Annotated in this window: 15 protein-coding genes and 3 tRNA genes; 13 read left to right on the top strand and 5 right to left on the bottom strand. The window is 70.5% G+C overall.

Annotated elements, in window-relative coordinates:
• The 3 genes from BFF76_RS19090 to BFF76_RS19080 form a co-directional block, all read left to right on the top strand.
• Positions 1 to 1,645, top strand: a 1,645-nt coding sequence (locus BFF76_RS19090) for a M48 family metalloprotease (protein WP_244167301.1), incomplete at its 5' end; no start/stop codon positions are given.
• Positions 1,646 to 1,858: 213 nt separating this feature from the next.
• A complete protein-coding gene (locus BFF76_RS19085; protein WP_065848693.1) occupies positions 1,859 to 3,322 on the top strand; it encodes a N,N-dimethylformamidase beta subunit family domain-containing protein in 1,464 nt (487 codons plus the stop codon).
• Between the two features lie 183 nt (positions 3,323 to 3,505).
• Positions 3,506 to 4,432, top strand: coding sequence for a phosphoribosylaminoimidazolesuccinocarboxamide synthase (locus BFF76_RS19080; RefSeq protein WP_031097350.1), 927 nt, complete (start codon positions 3,506 to 3,508; stop codon positions 4,430 to 4,432).
• A gap of 41 nt (positions 4,433 to 4,473) precedes the next feature.
• Here the strand turns inward: BFF76_RS19080 and BFF76_RS19075 are convergent.
• A tRNA-Gly gene (locus BFF76_RS19075) sits at positions 4,474 to 4,549 on the bottom strand.
• A 112-nt stretch (positions 4,550 to 4,661) separates the two neighbouring features.
• Between BFF76_RS19075 and BFF76_RS19070 the strand changes: the two genes are divergently transcribed.
• A complete protein-coding gene (locus tag BFF76_RS19070) occupies positions 4,662 to 4,859 on the top strand; it encodes a hypothetical protein (RefSeq protein ID WP_031097351.1) in 198 nt (65 codons plus the stop codon).
• Positions 4,860 to 5,062: 203 nt separating this feature from the next.
• On the opposite strand, the gene BFF76_RS19065 is transcribed toward BFF76_RS19070, so the two are convergent.
• From BFF76_RS19065 to BFF76_RS19050, 4 genes are all read right to left on the bottom strand, one after another.
• Positions 5,063 to 6,322 carry a sensor histidine kinase gene (locus BFF76_RS19065; protein WP_065848692.1) on the bottom strand — a complete coding sequence of 420 codons (1,260 nt, stop codon included), beginning with the start codon at positions 6,320 to 6,322 and terminating at the stop codon, positions 5,063 to 5,065.
• A 328-nt stretch (positions 6,323 to 6,650) separates the two neighbouring features.
• Positions 6,651 to 6,723 (bottom strand) — tRNA-Gly (locus BFF76_RS19060).
• A gap of 79 nt (positions 6,724 to 6,802) precedes the next feature.
• Positions 6,803 to 6,874: transfer RNA gene (locus tag BFF76_RS19055), tRNA-Gly, on the bottom strand.
• A gap of 152 nt (positions 6,875 to 7,026) precedes the next feature.
• Complete coding sequence (locus tag BFF76_RS19050) at positions 7,027 to 7,362, bottom strand: histone-like nucleoid-structuring protein Lsr2 (protein WP_078850708.1); 336 nt, start codon at positions 7,360 to 7,362, stop codon at positions 7,027 to 7,029.
• A gap of 385 nt (positions 7,363 to 7,747) precedes the next feature.
• Here BFF76_RS19050 and purS point away from each other — a divergent pair, with 385 nt between their 5' ends.
• The 9 genes from purS (at position 7,748) to purF (ending at position 17,456) form a co-directional block, all read left to right on the top strand.
• Positions 7,748 to 7,999: a phosphoribosylformylglycinamidine synthase subunit PurS gene (gene purS, locus BFF76_RS19045; RefSeq protein ID WP_031097355.1), complete on the top strand. Its 252-nt coding sequence runs from the start codon at positions 7,748 to 7,750 to the stop codon at positions 7,997 to 7,999.
• On the top strand, positions 7,996 to 8,676 hold the full coding sequence (gene purQ, locus BFF76_RS19040; protein WP_031097356.1) for a phosphoribosylformylglycinamidine synthase subunit PurQ: 681 nt from the start codon (positions 7,996 to 7,998) through the stop codon (positions 8,674 to 8,676). The genes purS and purQ overlap by 4 nt, the downstream gene beginning before the upstream one ends.
• Entirely contained in the window at positions 8,673 to 10,922 is a 2,250-nt protein-coding gene (gene purL, locus BFF76_RS19035; protein ID WP_042836953.1) for a phosphoribosylformylglycinamidine synthase subunit PurL, read from the top strand. The genes purQ and purL overlap by 4 nt, the downstream gene beginning before the upstream one ends.
• 97 nt (positions 10,923 to 11,019) lie before the next feature.
• The gene (locus tag BFF76_RS19030; protein ID WP_031097358.1) at positions 11,020 to 11,544 is read left to right on the top strand and encodes an ArsR/SmtB family transcription factor; all 525 of its coding nucleotides are present in this window, start codon (positions 11,020 to 11,022) and stop codon (positions 11,542 to 11,544) included.
• Positions 11,545 to 11,573: 29 nt separating this feature from the next.
• Positions 11,574 to 12,395, top strand: a complete 822-nt coding sequence (locus BFF76_RS19025; protein ID WP_031097360.1) for a M23 family metallopeptidase — start codon at positions 11,574 to 11,576, stop codon at positions 12,393 to 12,395.
• A gap of 43 nt (positions 12,396 to 12,438) precedes the next feature.
• Positions 12,439 to 13,734, top strand: a complete 1,296-nt coding sequence (locus BFF76_RS33920; RefSeq protein ID WP_244167300.1) for a hypothetical protein — start codon at positions 12,439 to 12,441, stop codon at positions 13,732 to 13,734.
• A gap of 52 nt (positions 13,735 to 13,786) precedes the next feature.
• The gene (locus BFF76_RS19015; RefSeq protein ID WP_031097362.1) at positions 13,787 to 14,584 is read left to right on the top strand and encodes a maleylpyruvate isomerase family mycothiol-dependent enzyme; all 798 of its coding nucleotides are present in this window, start codon (positions 13,787 to 13,789) and stop codon (positions 14,582 to 14,584) included.
• A 31-nt stretch (positions 14,585 to 14,615) separates the two neighbouring features.
• Positions 14,616 to 15,449: an META domain-containing protein gene (locus tag BFF76_RS19010; protein ID WP_078958845.1), complete on the top strand. Its 834-nt coding sequence runs from the start codon at positions 14,616 to 14,618 to the stop codon at positions 15,447 to 15,449.
• A gap of 480 nt (positions 15,450 to 15,929) precedes the next feature.
• Positions 15,930 to 17,456, top strand: coding sequence for an amidophosphoribosyltransferase (gene purF, locus BFF76_RS19005; RefSeq protein ID WP_031097365.1), 1,527 nt, complete (start codon positions 15,930 to 15,932; stop codon positions 17,454 to 17,456).
• Positions 17,457 to 17,511: the final 55 nt, after the last annotated feature.

Raw genomic sequence — 17,511 nt, 5'->3', positions numbered from 1 at the left:
CAGCAGAGCCACGGCCCTGGCGATCCTGCCTGCGGCCGCGGCTGTCGTGCTGCTCGTCGCGATCGCCCAGGGGCGCATCGGCCCAGGGGTGTGGTCCACGGTCAGCTGGGCCGTGACGGCCTGCGCCGTCGTGGTCCTGCTGCTCGCCGCGGCGGTCGCCGTCGCGGTGGCGCGTGCGAGGCCCGCGGTCAGTCCGACCGTTCCCCTCACCGAGACCGCGGCTCCGGATCTCTACCGGCTGGTCCGTGACCTCGCTGACCGGCTCGACGTCCCGGCGCCGTCGGCCATAGCGCTGACCCCGGACTGCGACAGCTGGCTGGAGGACCGTACGCACCCCGCCGCCCAGCCGGGGGTGAAGAGCCTCAGGGGGCTCGCGGGGACCCGGCGCGGCCGTCGGGTCCCCGCGAGCCCCGTGCTGGTGATCGGTTCCCCCTTCCTGTGGTGGATGAGGGTCGCCGAGCTGCGGGCGGTTCTCGCCCCGGTCGTCGCGGGCACCGGCCCGTCCGCGCACCCCGACATAGCCGCCGCCCGCCGTTTCGTGCGCGGCCTGGACGCTGCGGTCGCCGATGCCTCCGTGCCCGGGCAGGGGTTCGTACGCAGGGTTCCCGCCGCCTTCGTGGGGTGGATCGCGAGGGTGCTGCTGCGCGGCTGCCGCGATCACGCCGCGGAGATGGAGCGTTGCGTCGCCGCCGCCTCCTCGGGGCGTGCCCACGAGGTGGACTACGGATTGCGGATCGCCGCCCAGGAGCAGGTCGGCCTGGCCTACGCGGGCTGGGACCGGCTGCTGACCCGGGTCGCGCTGCCCGCCTGGCGGATCGGGCGCTGGCCCTCCCGGCTCGACGCCGGTGTCGTCTCCGCGCTCACGGAGCTCTCCCGGCGCGACCGGCTGGCCGAGGGCTTCACGTCCCGGCTGGGGGAGCGCCCCGCCTGCGATCTGATCGAGGAGCCGGGCGCGGCCGACGAGGCTGCCTCGCTGCTGGCCGCCCGCCTCTTCCACGGTGGGCCTGCGGAGTCCGGACCCGGCTGGTCCCCCGTCGACTGGCAGCAGTATCCGGAGGAGGTCGTGGACCGGAAGTGGCGTACGGAGGCCGCTCGTCTGCACCGGGTGCTCGACGCCATGGGCGTGGCCGTCAATGTCTCCGTGGGTGCACCGGAGGCGTCGGCGGCGGACGGCCCCGCAGTACCGACGCTGGCGCGGGTCATCGACCACCTCTCCACACCTGGCGCCGACAGCGAGGCACTCGCGGCCGGAATCGGCGCGGCCGTGGCCCGCGACGAGGAGACGGCGACCCCGCGGCCCCGGGCCTCCGGCGGCAGCACCGCGGAGGAGAGCGCGGGTACCGGCCACCTCGACCTCTGGGGGCCCGTGCCGCTCCCGCTCTTCCCCCTCCAGCCGCCGCGTACGGGCACGGAGCTGCTCGCCGATCACGTCGTGGCGATGGTCTGCTGCGCGGCCGTCGACACGGCGGGGGCGGCGCCCGGGCTCGACTGGCTCGACGGCCCCGCCCTGCTGGTCGACGGCGGACGCAGGTCGGACCTCGGCGCCCCCGTCCTCACCCTGGTCGAGGACGGGGACTCGGAGCCGCTGCTCTCCTGGCTCACCGCGGTCGGAGTGCGCACCGACAAACCGGTACGCCTGAGCTGAGAGCGCGGGCCGGCGTCCCGCCCGGTTGCACGGCCGTCCGTCCACATGGATGGCGAAATGGCCTGGATGTCCTGGTGATACACGGAGAATCCTGTTCCGGGCGCCCCCTTTCGCGACGAACGGTGACGGAGCGCGTGCGTAATGTGATGTGCTGGTGTCGGCGTCGGCATCCGGCGCATCTGAGGTGCCGGGGGGCGAGGGAGGGGAAGCGGTATGGGGGCGGAGCAGATCCGACGATGGGAATCGGGTGCTCTCGCGCATGCGGTGAGCGACCCCTTCGGGCAGGGCCCGCTGCCCTGGCTGCGCGGCAGCGAGCACTACTTCGACGACACGGGCCAGGTCGTCCCCTGGTACGCCGACCCCGACCTCGGCCGCGGCGGTGCGGGCGGCGGCACGCGTACGGCCGACGACGTGCGCCAGCAGATCAAGGGCTTCGTCACCCCCGGCGCCGCCGCGCCCGGCGAGGCGATCGACTTCCACATCACCGTGGACCCTCCCCAGCAGTTCTCCGTCGACGTCTACCGCATCGGGCACTACGCGGGCGACGGAGCCGCCAAGATCACCACCAGCCCCCGCCTCTCCGGCATCGTCCAGCCTGCGCCCATGGCCGCCGAGCGCACGGTCTCCTGTCACCACTGGTGGCTCTCGTGGAGGCTGCAGATCCCCAGCTACTGGTCGGTCGGCGCCTACGTCGCCGTGCTCACCACCGCCGATGGCCACCGCTCGCACGTGCCTTTCACGGTCCGTGACGAACATCCGGCGGACCTGCTGCTCCTGCTTCCCGATGTCACATGGCAGGCCTACAACCTCTATCCGGAGGACGGCCGGACGGGCGCGAGCCTCTATCACGCCTGGGACGAGAGGGGCCGGCTGCTGGGCGAGGAGGACGCCGCGGTCACCATCTCCTTCGACCGCCCGTACGCGGGCGCGGGCCTGCCTCTCCACGTCGGCCACGCCTACGACTTCATCCGCTGGGCGGAGCGCTACGGCTACGACCTCGCGTACGCCGACGCCCGGGACCTGCACGCCGGCCGCGTCAACCCCAGCCGCTACCGCGGCCTGGTCTTCCCCGGCCACGACGAGTACTGGTCGGTGCCGATGCGACGCACCGCCGAGCTCGCCCGGGACACCGGCACCTCGCTCGTCTTCCTCTCGGCCAACACCATGTACTGGCAGGTGGGCCTCGGCCCGTCCCCCTCCGGCGTCCCCGACCGCCTGCTGACCTGCCGCAAGCGCCGCGGCCCGGGGAAGTCCGCGCTGTGGCGTGAGATCGACCGCCCGGAGCAGCAACTGCTCGGCATCCAGTACGCGGGCCGGGTCCCCGACCCCCATCCGCTGGTGGTGCGGAACGCCGGACACTGGCTGTGGGAAGCGACCGGAGCGGCGGACGGCGACGAGATCGACGGCCTGGTCGCCGGCGAGGCCGACCGCTACTTCCCGCGCACGGCACTGCCGGAGCACGAGAGCCGCATGCTGCTCGCGCATTCCCCGTACACGGACGGCGACGAGGCCACCCGGCACCAGGAGACCTCGCTGTACCGCGCCCCGTCCGGCGCGCTCGTCTTCGCCTCGGGCACCTTCGCCTGGTCCCCGGCACTGGACCGTCCCGGCCACGTCGACCCCCGTATCCAGCGGGCCACGGCGAATCTGCTGGACCGGATCTGCAAGCGGGACTGAGGAGAGTCTGCCGGGCCGGACCGGGTCCTGTAGGAAGCGGAATCCGGCGGCCGGCCGCGTGGTGAGCCCGAGTCCTCGTCCGTCCGCAGCCCGCCCCCGTCCACGGTGCGACCCCTGGCGGCGCGGCTCCTCCGCATGCGGGACAATCGGAACGACTCCTGGATCAACCTACGCGGAGGCAGCGTGTCCGGATTCGTAGAAAAGCCCGAGCCCGTGCAGGTGCCGGGGCTCACCCACCTGCACACCGGCAAGGTGCGCGACCTGTACCGGAACGAGGCCGGTGACCTCGTCATGGTCGCCAGCGACCGTATCTCCGCGTACGACTGGGTCCTGCCCACCGAGATCCCCGACAAGGGCCGCGTGCTCACCCAGCTGTCGCTGTGGTGGTTCGACCAGCTCGCCGATCTCGTCCCCAACCACGTGCTGTCCGCCGGCCTTCCCCCCGGGGCGCCCGACGACTGGGCCGGCCGCACCCTGATCTGCCGTTCGCTGCGGATGGTCCAGGTCGAGTGCGTGGCGCGCGGCTATCTGACCGGCTCCGGCCTGACCGAGTACGACGCGACCCGCACGGTCTGCGGTCTCGCCCTGCCCGAGGGCCTCGTCGACGGTTCGGAGCTTCCGGCACCGATCTTCACCCCTGCCACCAAGGCCGCGGTCGGCGATCACGATGAGAACGTGTCGTACGAGGAGGTCTCGCGGGAGGTCGGTCCCGAGACGGCGGCGGCGCTCCGCCGGACGACGCTCGACGTCTACGGCCGTGCCCGTGACATCGCCCGTGAGCGCGGGATCATCCTCGCCGACACGAAATTCGAGTTCGGCTTCGCGCCTACCGCGGACGGAGGCGAGGAGCTGATCCTCGCCGACGAGGTGCTGACGCCCGACTCCTCCCGTTTCTGGCCGGCCGAGAGCTGGGAGCCCGGCAGGGCGCAGCCTTCCTACGACAAGCAGTTCGTGCGCGACTGGCTGACGTCATCGGCCTCCGGCTGGGACCGTCACAGCGAGCAGCCGCCCCCGCCGCTGCCGCAGGAGATCGTGGACGCGACCCGCGCCAAATACCTGGACGCGTACGAACTCCTCACCGGCCTCAGCTGGCCGGCAGAGGGGCACTGACGGAAGAAGGCCCCGGTCACGAGGACCGGGGCCTTCTTGCATGGAGCGAACGACGAGGTTCGAACTCGCGACCTCAACCTTGGCAAGGTTGCGCTCTACCAGCTGAGCTACGTTCGCATGCGCCGCAGCGCGGTGCCTACTATACCCAACCTCGCTGGTGGGTGGGACGCGCTGCTGTATGACGGTTCTCCGCTCCGGGTCCGGACGCCGCCGCCGGGAGGAGCCGCGCATGATGCCCCGGGGCATCGACGTCCGTGCCGCGGTCCGCGCCACCGGCGCCCCGCCCACCGCCGGTTCCGGATCCCCGGCCTCGCGCGCGGTCAGCGTGGAGCCTCCGGAGTACGTCGCTCCGGCGGCCAACTCCGTGTCCGCACGGTGGTTCCCGCGTGCACGCTACGGACGGTCCCGGCCGGCTGCCGACCGTTGACGGGTTTCGGGGCGGACGTCCGGAGTCCTGCATCCGGCGCCAGCTCCAGGCTGCCGGGCCGGCCGTGACGTCACGGTCATGGTCCGGGAACCGGGCAGTGCCCTCCGCGGTGATGTGGCGACCTTCACACGGTCCGCGGCCGGTGTCTCCGGGGAAAGGGACAGGCACAGGGACAGGGCAGGACGGCGACTCCGGTGCGGGCCTCAGGCTATGGCAGGCGGTGCGGGTGCGGTGCTCCGTGGTGAGGGCAGCGGGACAGCCGCGGTGAGCTGGAACAGCCCGTCGCCGGTCGGCCCCGCCTCCAGCGAACCGCCGACAGCGGCCAGCCGTTCCCGGAGTCCGTGCAGCCCTGAACCGCCGCCGGGGGCCCCGGGCGTGCCCGGCGTCACGCCGTCGTTCTCCACCACCAGCCGGATCCCGTCCCGCTCCGTCTCCAGCCGGATGTCACACCGCTGGGGATCGCCGTGCCGCAGCACATTGGTGGCCGCCTCGCGGACCGCCCAGCCGAGCGCCGACTGCACCGGGGCGGGAAGCCGCCCGCCGTCGCCGTGGACGGCGCACTCGATTCCTGCCGCCCGCAAGGCCCCCTGGGCTCCCAGCAGTTCCGTAGGGAGGTCGGCCTCCCGGTATCCCCGTACGACATCCCGGACCTCCTGCTGGGAGGCGCGTGCGATGCGCTGCACCTCGACCATCTGGTCCATGGCCGTGGGCTTTCCCCGTTGAGCCAGCTCGACGGCGAGCTCGCTCTTCAGCGCGATCACCGCCAGATTCCGGCCCAGGACGTCGTGCATGTCCCGTCCGAACCGCAGCCGCTCCTCGGCGACCGCCAGCCGGGTCTTCACGTCCTGGGCGTCACGGAGTTTCGACATCACGCCCAGGGACCAGGCGGAGAGCCGCGCGGTCACGGCGAGCAGTCCGACACCGAACCCCACTCCGGCGAAGGTCTGGAGCGCGAAGGACCCGCTTCCGCCGGCCAGCGAGGTAACACCGCTCACACCCGCCGACAGGCAGGCCAGAGCCACGGAGGACACCCAGATGGGCGTGATCAGGACGAGCGAGGTCGTGAACGGCAGGGCAGCCGCGGACAGGGCCAGTGGCAGCTCGGGAAACTCCTCGGGTCCGGCGTACGCACCGAGTCCGAGGAGGCCCGCGGTGTTCGCGAGCATCAGGACGGCCCCGAGCGTGGGCAACGGCCGCTCGATGGTCCCGTGCCTCAGACAGGCATCCAGGGACCGGGCCACCAGCGGGGTCGAACAGAAGCCCTGGGCGATCGCGATCAGGACGGTCCCGGCGATGAGCGCGACAGGTGCGTCGGACTCCCGCACGGGCCGCGTCACCGACAGCAGTACCTGGGGCACGATCGACATCCACACCAGGGAGTGCAGGGTGCCGCGCGTATACAGATCGATCTTGTCGAAGCCGCTGCCGCCCTTCCAGCGCCGCACCAGTGCCCCTACCCACACAGCACACATCCCCCTCGGTCCCGTCGGGGCTCAGTCGACGTGGATCCCGTCGGAACCACCGCCGCCCAGCAAACACCGCGAGAGCTGTCAGGGGCCAGCGCCGCCGTTCCCGCACCGGGGGACGCCACCGGCCGCCCGAGGTGACCCCGCGGCCCCGAGCGGGGAGGTGCTCGTCGGGAGCGATGGAGAAGAACGAGATTCGGGTCCCCCTGCCCGAAGCCGCCGTGCACGGCCGTTCCCGTTTCATCAGCTCATGACGCACACCACGCGTCGATAACCGGAAACGCCAAAGGCCCCGGTCGATATCGACCGGGGCCTTTGAATCAAGAGCGGACGACCAGGTTCGAACTGGCGACCTCAACCTTGGCAAGGTTGCGCTCTACCAACTGAGCTACGTCCGCATTGCCGCCACTCGGCTTTCACCGGTGGAGCGCTCACTACTCTACCTGATCCACTGAGTGGTCCGGTAAGGCAGTGCAGAGCGGGTGACAGGAATTGCACACTGCGCCTTCCCCCTGGAAGGGGGATGTTCTACTACTGAACTACACCCGCACGCTGCGTCGGACCCGGCTTTTCGGCCTTGCCCTTCGGCGTGCTCCAGACTCTAGCCGACCTGCAGGGGTGTTGTGCAAGTCGGCTCCCCGAGGTGTCGCACCGGGGGCCGTTCGGCATCGGAACGGAACGGAGCATTCCGGGCGTTGCTCTCAACTGGCCGCGTCGAACGCCTCGTAGACCTTCTTGGGGATCCGGCCGCGGGCCGGCACCTCCATACGGTGCGAGCGTGCCCAGGCGCGCACGGCCGCGGGGTCCGGGGCGAGCGATGTGTGGTGGTACGACACCGGCGCCCTGCCTCGCTTGCCGGTATTTGCCTGCTTTCGGCCTGCCGCCATGTACGGCGCCAGAGCCTCACGCAGTTTCTTTGCATTGGCGGGATTGAGGTCGATCTCGTAGGTCTTCCCGTCCAGGGAGAAGGTGACCGTTTCCGCCGCTTCTCCCCCGTCGATGTCGTCGGAGATCGTCACCACTACGCGCTGAGCCACGGATATCGGTCCTTTCTTACGGCACCGGGGCGCCTGACATGCGCGGATGCCGGCCTTACGGCGGCTGGGCGGAAGCGGATCGACTGCTGTCGGCTGTTCCGGGGCAATCGTGCTTTCCTGAGTATTCATTTGTACAGCGGTGGGGGCCGCATTGTGAAGCCCGCCCAATTGCATCCGCGTGTTGCCTCCGCGTGTCCGCGTGCAATCCGGGTGCAGATTTTTTCCCCGGACTTTTCCCCGGCGTTGTTGCCTCCGATATCTCGTCGTGATCAGGTCGAGTTGATATCTACCCGCGTAGAATTTCTGGCCAGGTACGCTGAGTGGACCCGCGGGGATCTGGGGAACCCCTCGGAGACACAGCCGCACCACACCACCGGGAGTGCCAGTGGCACGCGTCGTAGTCGACGTCATGCTCAAGCCGGAGATCCTCGACCCGCAGGGACAGGCTGTGCAGCGCGCACTGCCCCGTCTCGGCTTCGACGGAATCGCGGACGTTCGTCAGGGAAAGCGTTTCGAGCTCGAGGTCGAGGGGCCGGTCGACGATGCCGCCCTTGCCCGTATTAACGAGCTGGCCGAGACCTTCCTCGCCAACACCGTCATCGAGGACTTCACCGTCAAGGTGGAGGAGGAGAAGTGACCACCCGTATCGGCGTCGTCACTTTTCCCGGCACGCTCGACGACCAGGACAGCCTGCGGGCCGTGCGGATCGCCGGCGCCGAACCCGTATCCCTGTGGCACCGCGACAAGGACCTCCACCAGGTCGACGCGGTCATCCTGGCGGGCGGATTCAGTTACGGCGACTATCTGCGTGCCGGTGCCATCTCGCGTTTCTCGCCGGTGATGGAGACCGTCATCGAGCAGGCGAAGGCCGGCATGCCGGTCCTCGGCATCTGCAACGGCTTCCAGATCCTGACCGAGGCGCACCTGCTGCCCGGCGCGATGCTGCGCAACAACCACCTCCACTTCATCTGCCGCGACCAGAAGCTGCGGGTGGAGAACGCGGAGACCGCCTGGACCTCGGACTACTCGGCGGGTCAGGAGATCTCCGTACCGCTGAAGAACGTGGACGGCAGGTACACCGCCGACGAGCGCACGCTCGACGAGCTGGAGGCCGAGGGCCGCGTCGCCTTCCGTTACGCCGACGTCAACCCGAACGGCTCGCTGCGCGACATCGCGGGCATCAGCAACGCCGCGGGCAACGTCGTCGGTCTGATGCCGCACCCGGAGCACGCCGTGGAGCCGCTGATCGGCACCGGTGGCACCGACGGCCTCGGTTTCTTCACCTCGATCATCAAGAAGCTGGTCAACGCATGAGCCTGGACACGGTCAAGCACGCGGCCGAGACCCCGGACGCCGGACAGCCCTGGAAGGAGCTCGGCCTCAAGGAGGACGAGTACGCCAGGATCCGCGAGATCCTCGGCCGCCGTCCCACAGGCGCCGAGCTCGCCATGTACTCCGTGATGTGGTCCGAGCACTGCTCCTACAAGAGCAGCAAGGTCCACCTCAAGCAGTTCGGCGAGAAGGTCCCCGCGAACGACGCGATGCTCGTCGGCATCGGCGAGAACGCCGGTGTGGTCGACGTCGGCCAGGGCTACGCGGTCACCTTCAAGGTCGAGTCGCACAACCACCCCTCGTACATCGAGCCCTACCAGGGCGCGGCCACCGGCGTCGGCGGCATCGTCCGCGACATCCTCGCGATGGGTGCCCGTCCGATCGCGGTCGTCGACCCGCTGCGCTTCGGTGCGGCCGACCACCCCGACACCCGGCGCGTCCTGCCGGGCATCGTCGCGGGCATCGGCGGCTACGGGAACTGCCTCGGCCTGCCGAACATCGGCGGCGAGGTCGTCTTCGACGCCTGCTACCAGGGCAACCCGCTCGTCAACGCCGGCTGCATCGGCGTGATGAAGCACGAGGACATCCACCTGGCCCAGGCATCCGGCCCCGGCAACAAGGTGATCCTCTACGGCGCCCGTACCGGCGGCGACGGCATCGGCGGCGTCTCCGTGCTGGCCTCGGAGACCTTCGACGACACCAAGCCCACCAAGCGGCCCGCCGTCCAGGTCGGCGACCCGTTCCAGGAGAAGCTCCTCATCGAGTGCACCCTGGAGATCTTCAAGGAGAAGCTCGTCGCGGGCATCCAGGACCTCGGCGGCGCCGGGCTCTCCTGCGCCACGAGCGAACTGGCCTCCGCGGGTTCCGGCGGTATGCGCGTCGAGCTGGACACCGTGCCGCTGCGCGACTCCTCCCTCTCGCCCGAGGAGATCCTCATGAGCGAGTCGCAGGAGCGCATGTGCGCGATCGTCGAGCCGCAGCACGTGGACCGCTTCATGGAGATCTGCGAGAAGTGGGACGTCATCGCCACCGTCATCGGTGAGGTGACCGAGGGCTCTCAGCTGGAGATCTTCTGGCACGGCGAGCAGATCGTGGACGTACCGCCGCGTTCCGTGGCCCACGAGGGCCCGACGTACCACCGGCCGTTCGCGCGGCCCTCCTGGCAGGACGCGCTGCAGGCCGACGACGCCGGCAAGCTGGCCCGCCCGGCAGACGGCGCGGAGCTGCGCGAGCAGGTCCTCAAGCTGGTCGGCTCCCCGAACCAGGCCTCCAAGTCCTGGATCACCGACCAGTACGACCGCTTCGTGCAGGGCAACACCGTGCTGGCGATGCCCGAGGACGCCGGCATGGTCAGGATCGACGAGAAGTCGAACCTGGGTGTGGCCATGGCGACGGACGGCAACGGCCGCTACGCCAAGCTCGACCCCTACACGGGCGCACAGCTCGCGCTGGCGGAGTCGTACCGCAACGTCGCCGCGTCCGGTGCGAAGCCGCTCGCGATCTCGGACTGCCTGAACTTCGGTTCGCCCGAGGACCCGGACGTCATGTGGCAGTTCGCCGAGGCCACGCGTGGTCTCGCGGACGGCTGCCTGGAGCTCGGCACCCCGGTCACCGGTGGCAACGTGTCGCTGTACAACCAGACCGGTGAGACGGCGATCCACCCGACGCCGGTCGTGGCCGTCCTCGGTGTGATCGACGACGTGAACCGGCGCACGCCGGTCGCGTTCGCGGAAGAGGGGCAGCTGCTCTACCTGCTGGGCGACACCCGCGAGGAGTTCGGCGGCTCGGCCTGGTCCGAGGTCGTCCACCAGCACCTCGGCGGCATGCCGCCCAAGGTCGACCTCGGGCGCGAGAAGCTGCTCGGCGAGATCCTGATCTCGGCCTCCCGCGACGGCATGATCGACGCGGCGCACGACCTCTCCGACGGCGGTCTGATCCAGGCGGTCACCGAGTCCTGCCTGCGGGGCGGGAAGGGGGCCCGGCTGGTCGTGCCGGACGGTCTGGACGCGTTCACCTTCCTGTTCTCCGAGTCGGCGGGACGCGCGATCGTCTCGATCCCGCGCAGCGAGGAGCTCCGCTTCAACGACATGTGCGGTGCCCGGGGTCTGCCCGTGGCCCGGATCGGTGTCGTGGACGGTGAGGAGATCGAGATCCAGGGCGAGTTCAGCATTCCGCTGAGCGAGCTGCGGACGGCGCACGAGGGGACCCTCGAGGGTCTGTTCGCCTAAGTTCTCTGCCTGTACCGAAGCCCCCGTCCGGGTCGACCGGACGGGGGCTTCGACGTTCCCCTTGATGAAAATTACGTAACTACGTAAGGTTGTGGCTATGGGGCTCGATGAACGCGTCGCCGAGCTGGAACGCCGGCTTGAGCTGCTGGAGAGGGCTGCGGGCATCGCGTCGCCCGCTCTCGGCGACGGCGACTTCTGGGCGCTGGACGGGCTGAAGGACCAGCTCGAGCAGGTCGGGGACGCCGCGGCCGACGGCGGGGTGCTGTTCACCGGCGCGGTGAAGCTGCCGGCCGGCGAGCGGTACGAGTGGCAGTACGGCGCGCTCACCGCAGGGCTCCTGGGTTCCGACGAGGACCGCCCCGACTGGGCGGAAGCCGCCGAGCCCCTGGCCGCGCTCGGCCACCCGGTCCGGCTGCGGCTGCTCCGCGAGATCCTCGGCGGCCGGCGTACGGCTGCCGAACTGGCCGAGCTGGACGAGACAGGCACGACCGGTCAGATCTACCACCACCTGCGCATGCTGACCGCCGGGGGCTGGCTGCACACGACGGGCCGCGGGCGCTACGAGGTGCCGGGCACGCGGGTCGTACCGCTGCTGGTGGTGCTCACAGCCGCCCGGCCGTGAGATCCGCACGCCGAGACCGAGGGGGCCCCATGTCCGTACGCAAAGCCGCGATGATCCTCTACCGCTGCTGCTGGCTCGCGTTCGTCGCACTGGTGCTGGTCGACGTCCTCGCCGAGCCGCTGGTCCCGTTCGGGCTCGTCTTCGTGCCCGCGGCCGCGGCGATCCTCATCGGTCTCCTGTCGGGCCGCCGCAGCCGCGCGGACCTGGCGAGAAGGCCGGTGGCCGAGGTGGGGCCGCCGGTGACCGGACGCTGGGTCGCGCTCAACAGCCCGGCCGACAAGGTCCCGAGCCACGGTACCCACGGCTACGGGCAGACGTACGCGATCGATGTCGTCGCCGAGCCCGCGGAAGGAGGCCGCCCGTCCTTCCGATGGCTGTGGCCGGTCGCCCGGCCCAACCGCGACTTCCCGGCCTTCGACGCCCCGCTGGTCGCGGTGGCGGACGGCACCGTGGTGCATGCGAGCGACGGTCAGCGCGATCACCTCAGCCGCAACTCCGGCCCGGCGCTGGCGTATCTGATGCTGGTGGAGGCCTCCGTACGCGACATGGCCGGCCCCCGAAGGATCTTCGGCAACCACATCGTGCTCGACCTCGGCGACGGGACGTACGCCGCGTACGCACATCTGCGGCACGGCTCCCTCCGGGTGGAAGCGGGGGACACGGTCCGGGAGGGGCAGGTGATCGCCCGCTGCGGGAACTCCGGCAACTCCACCGAGCCGCATGTGCACTTCCAGCTGATGGACCATCCGGACCTGGACGTGGCGCGCGGTGTTCCCTTCACCTGGCGGGGCATCGGTGTGCCGGCCAACGGGTCGGCGTTCACGGCCGAGGGGGCTGTCAGTACCGGCTGATAGCTTTGCGATCGTTGGACGCAGGACCGTACGGGGGGCGACGGTGGACGAGCGCGGCAGTGAGCAACAGGACGGTGTCGTCCGGGAGTGGCCCGACCGCGGGCTCTGGGGCAACGCCTCCAACATGCTGCTGTGCGTGCTGGCTGTCGCCGGTATCGGGCTCAGCGGCTGGGCCTTCGTCATGGAGTTCATCGACCTCCGTGACCGGGGAGAGAGCCGCGAGCGCATCAGCGCTGCGTGCGGCGGCCTCATCGACCCCGACCCGGTCCTCGGGCTCAACGGCGGTACCGACCGGGTCAAGCTCTCCGACAGGTACGAGACCGACCTCGGCCAGCGGTCCAGCGGTTGTTTCGTCTACCGGGTCGGTGACCCGGGCACGACCTACGGGCACTTCTCGATGGCCGTGGTCCGGCACTCGTCCGAGCCGGGCGCCGAGGAGACCGCTCAGGACCATACCGAGATCGACGAATGGGGAGACGAGCCGTTCCGCCGCCCGTACCCCGACGAGGAGCCCGCCCCCGGCCCCGTCGTGGACCATGCCCTCCCGCACCCGCTGGGTGACGGCGGACTCGGCGACTACGACGAGTACAAGGTGACGGCGCGGGCGGTCTGCGCGAAGGGCGGCAAGGTCTCCTCCATAGAGGCGTCCGCCGTCGCGCAGTACGGCGTGCGCGTCACGGCCGGGGACCGCCGCACCCTCGCCGGCCTGGCACGCCAGGCGGCGGACCGGGCTGCAGCACGGACGGGCTGCCGGGCCGACCTGCCGCAGCTTCCCGCCACGCTTCCCGAGCCCGGGACAGAGCTCGGCGCCGCGGAGACCACGGAGGGCACCTGTGCCTGGTATCGGCGCTTCCTCGCCACCCAGGAGCGTGGCCGTCTCCCGGACCGGGCGCTGGCCGCTCCGGCGGGAAGGGCGAGCGACCATGACGCCTGCGTGCTGGCGGTCGGGGAGAGCGAGACCCGCAGGATCTACCCCGGCTTCGTCAAGTCCTCGGGCTACCCCCAGAAGCTGGAGGACGTGCTGAAATACCACCCCTGGTGGGTGAAGACCGAGACGTACGTCGGCGACGGCACGCGAGGGCTGCGGACCGGGCGCCTCGGTGATCTGACCGAGCTCACCCCGGGCACGGCGGGCACTGACTCCGGCGGGACCTGGTGGGCGTCCTCCGTCTGCGGGGGCCGGCCCGCCCTGCACGTGCTGTGGGCGACCTATCCGTACGACCGCATAGCCGCCGACCGACTGGAGACACTGTTCCGGGCGTACGTCGATGATGCGACCGAACGCCGCGGCTGCACCGAGGTCGTTCTACCCGATGCGGCGGACTTCGCACGGAGTTGAGTAGGTCCGGTCCGCACGGGCGCTGTCGGACCCGCCGGTTAGTGTCGCCCCTATGCCACCGGCCAAGAAGCGCCCCCGCGCCTACGACGTCTCCCGGACCAGGACCGCGGTCCTGGCCCAGTTCGCCCACGTACAGGCCGTCGTCCGTACCCTGACGCCCGGGCAGCTCGCTCTGCCCGGACCGGGGGAGTGGACCGTGCGGGACCTCGTGGCGCACCTGGCGGCGGTGCTGGAACGGGTCAGCCAAGGGTTGGAGCTGCCGGAGCCGGCCGGTGCCAAGCCGCAACTCACCCTGCTGGAGTGGCCCTTCTCCACAGCCGTACGGGCCGGGGGCAGCCCGGACGACGTCGGGCCCCCGGCCGAGGGTCACCCCGACCTCGACGCGCTGTACTCGGAGACGGCGACCCGGTTCACGGCACTGGTGCCCGCCGACGCCGGGGACCGGCTGGTGACGACCCGGGCGGGGACGATGCGTCTGGGCGACCTCCTGGTCACCCGCACCGTCGAACTCGTCGTCCACACCGACGACCTCCACCGGGCGACCGGACTCGACATCCCGTACGACCGTCAGGCGCTCGCCGCCTGCACCCGGCTGCTGGCCGACGCTCTCGCGGACAAGGCGCCGGGCGGCTCCGTCGAGGTGCGCGTCCCGCCCTTCGCCGTCGTCCAGTGCATCGGCGGACCCAAGCACACCCGGGGTACGCCGCCCAACGTCGTGGAGACGGACCCGCTCACCTGGATCCGGCTGGCCACCGGCCGTACGCAGTGGACACAGGCGCTGGAATCGGCGCAGGTCAGCGCCAGTGGCGAGCGGGCCGACCTCGCCCCGCTGCTCCCGCTGACGGGATGAAGGGAACCGGATCGACGGGTTGATCCGTCACATGGCCATGTACAAACAACGTATGGCTGTCAGCGTCCTGGCCCTCTTCACCCTCGCCGCCTGCGGTACGGAGTCGGGCTCCGGATCAGGATCCGGAGACGGCAGCGGCACCGTGCGGACGGACCTGTCCCTCAGCGGTGTCCACTGGAGCGTCTCCTCCCTGACCGTCGGCGGGGAGAAGACCACGGCTCCCGCGGGTGCGCACGTCTCCATCGACTCCGCTGGGAAGGCCACGGGCAATCTGGGCTGCAACCGCTTCACCGCGGACGTCCGCACCGACGGCGACAAGGTCACCGTCGGACAGGGCACCACGACCGGGATGGCGTGCGCGAAGGATGTCCAGGAGTTCGAGAACGCGATGGGCAAGGCGTTCCGTGGCGAGCTCAAGGCCGCCGTGGCTGGCCGGAGCGAGGAGAAGACCCTGACCCTGACCACCGCACAGGGTGATTCCATCGCCCTCACGTCCGAGCCCTCGGCCCCGCTCACCGGCACCAGCTGGAAGGTCACCGGGCTGGTGTCCGGCAGCGCCGCCTCCTCCCTGCCTTCCGGCACGGAGAACAAGGCGCACTTCACCTTTGCCAAGGACGGCTCGGTGGAGGGGAATCTCGGCTGCAACTCCTTCCACGGCAAGGCGGCGGTCTCCGGCTCGAAGCTCACCTTCGGGCCGCTCGCCTCCACCCGGAAGATGTGCGCGGGCCCCGAGATGGAGCTGGAGCGCGCACTGCTCGGTGTGCTGGAGGGCACGACCACCTACGAGATCGATCACCGTTCCCTGTCCATCAAGGCCGGGAGCGGCAAGGCGCTCGATGCCTCCGCCCCGGCGGCAAAGGACTGACCCGCGGCTGTCCCTTGAGGCCCGGTCCTGTCCGCTATGCCCTGGTCCGGTCCGTCGTCCCCCCGGACCGGACGGGGCGTGGCAATCTGCCGGACCGGCTCGCTGAGGGACCCTCCGGAGGGGGCACCCGCCTCCGGGCGGGGTTTCCCGGTGTGAGGCTCGCCACGAAACGAGCGTTCGGCCACCGTTCGCCCGGGCAGCCGTCCCGGCTCACCGAGTGCCACGAGCGGGGCGATCCCGTTGCCGTGCCGCACAGTCGCCCGACCCGCCGGTAACCGGCGCCCATCCCTTGCGTCGACCGCCCTGAGGCCCTTCACGGGGCCGGACGGGGTGGGACGGGGCGGCCGTCTTGATCACGGAAAGTGACCGACCGGTGCCGGTTCGGACCCTCTCGGGAGGCGCCCCGTCGTCACCCCGGTGGCTTCTTCAGGAGGGTCACCCAATTCGGACCGGTGGTCGATCTCGCCTACACTCGGTGGCGTGCCTCGTGGTGATGGACGACTCAACCACGACCTGCTCCCCGGAGAAAAGGGCCCCCAGGACGCTTGCGGCGTCTTCGGTGTCTGGGCTCCGGGCGAAGAGGTCGCCAAGCTCACCTATTTCGGACTGTATGCCCTGCAGCACCGTGGACAGGAGTCCGCGGGCATCGCAGTGAGCAACGGGTCCCAGATCCTGGTCTTCAAGGACATGGGACTGGTCTCGCAGGTCTTCGACGAAACGTCTCTGGGGTCGCTCCAGGGCCATATCGCGGTCGGCCATGCCCGCTACTCCACCACCGGTGCCTCGGTGTGGGAGAACGCGCAGCCGACGTTCCGTGCCACCGCGCACGGCTCGATCGCCCTGGGCCACAACGGCAACCTGGTCAACACGGCCCAGCTCGCCGAGATGGTCGCCGACCTTCCTCGCAAGGACGGCCGGGCCACCCAGGTCGCGGCGACGAACGACACCGATCTGGTGACCGCGCTGCTCGCCGGCCAGAGAGATGACGACGACAAGCCGCTCACCATCGAGGACGCCGCCGCAAAGGTGCTTCCCGAGGTCAAGGGCGCCTTCTCGCTGGTCTTCATGGACGAGCACACCCTCTACGCCGCCCGTGACCCGCAGGGCATCCGCCCCCTGGTCCTCGGCCGGCTCGAGCGTGGCTGGGTGGTGGCCTCCGAGTCCGCCGCCCTCGACATCTGCGGTGCCAGCTTCGTCCGCGAGATCGAGCCGGGCGAGCTCGTCGCCATCGACGAGAACGGTCTGCGCACCTCTCGCTTCGCAGAAGCGAAGCCCAAGGGCTGTGTCTTCGAGTACGTCTACCTGGCCCGCCCCGACACCGACATCGCCGGGCGGAACGTCTACCTCTCCCGGGTGGAGATGGGCCGGAAGCTGGCGGCCGAGGCCCCTGCCGAGGCCGATCTGGTCATAGCGACGCCGGAATCGGGAACCCCCGCGGCCATCGGCTACGCCGAGGCGAGCGGAATTCCGTTCGGTGCCGGCCTCGTCAAGAACGCCTATGTCGGCCGGACCTTCATCCAGCCCTCACAGACCATCCGGCAGCTGGGTATCCGGCTCAAGCTCAATCCGCTCAAGGAAGTCATCAAGGGCAAGCGCCTGGTGGTCGTCGACGACTCGATCGTCCGCGGCAACACCCAGCGGGCCCTGGTGCGGATGCTCCGTGAGGCGGGCGCCGCCGAGATCCACATCCGGATCTCCTCCCCGCCCGTGAAGTGGCCCTGTTTCTTCGGCATCGACTTCGCGACGCGTGCCGAGCTGATCGCCAACGGCATGTCGGTCGACGAGATCGCCACCTCCATGGGTGCCGACTCGCTCTCCTACATCTCGATCGACTCGATGATCGAGGCCACCACGATCGACAAGCCGAATCTCTGCCGCGCCTGCTTCGACGGTGAGTACCCGATGGAGCTGCCGGACCCGGAACTGCTCGGCAAGCAGCTGCTGGAGACCGAGCTGGCCGCCGGGCCCGCCGCGACCGCGGCGGCCGACGCGCTGCGTCGTCCGTGACCCGGACCGGCCCGCGCACTCCCCTCCAGCCCCGTATTCCGACACGAAAGATCCC

Origin of the sequence: Streptomyces mutomycini (assembly GCF_001700505.1) — a bacterium.
GTDB lineage: Bacteria > Actinomycetota > Actinomycetes > Streptomycetales > Streptomycetaceae > Streptomyces > Streptomyces mutomycini.
Note: the sequence above shows the minus strand (reverse complement) of the source record. Positions and strands in the feature narration are given on the sequence as shown.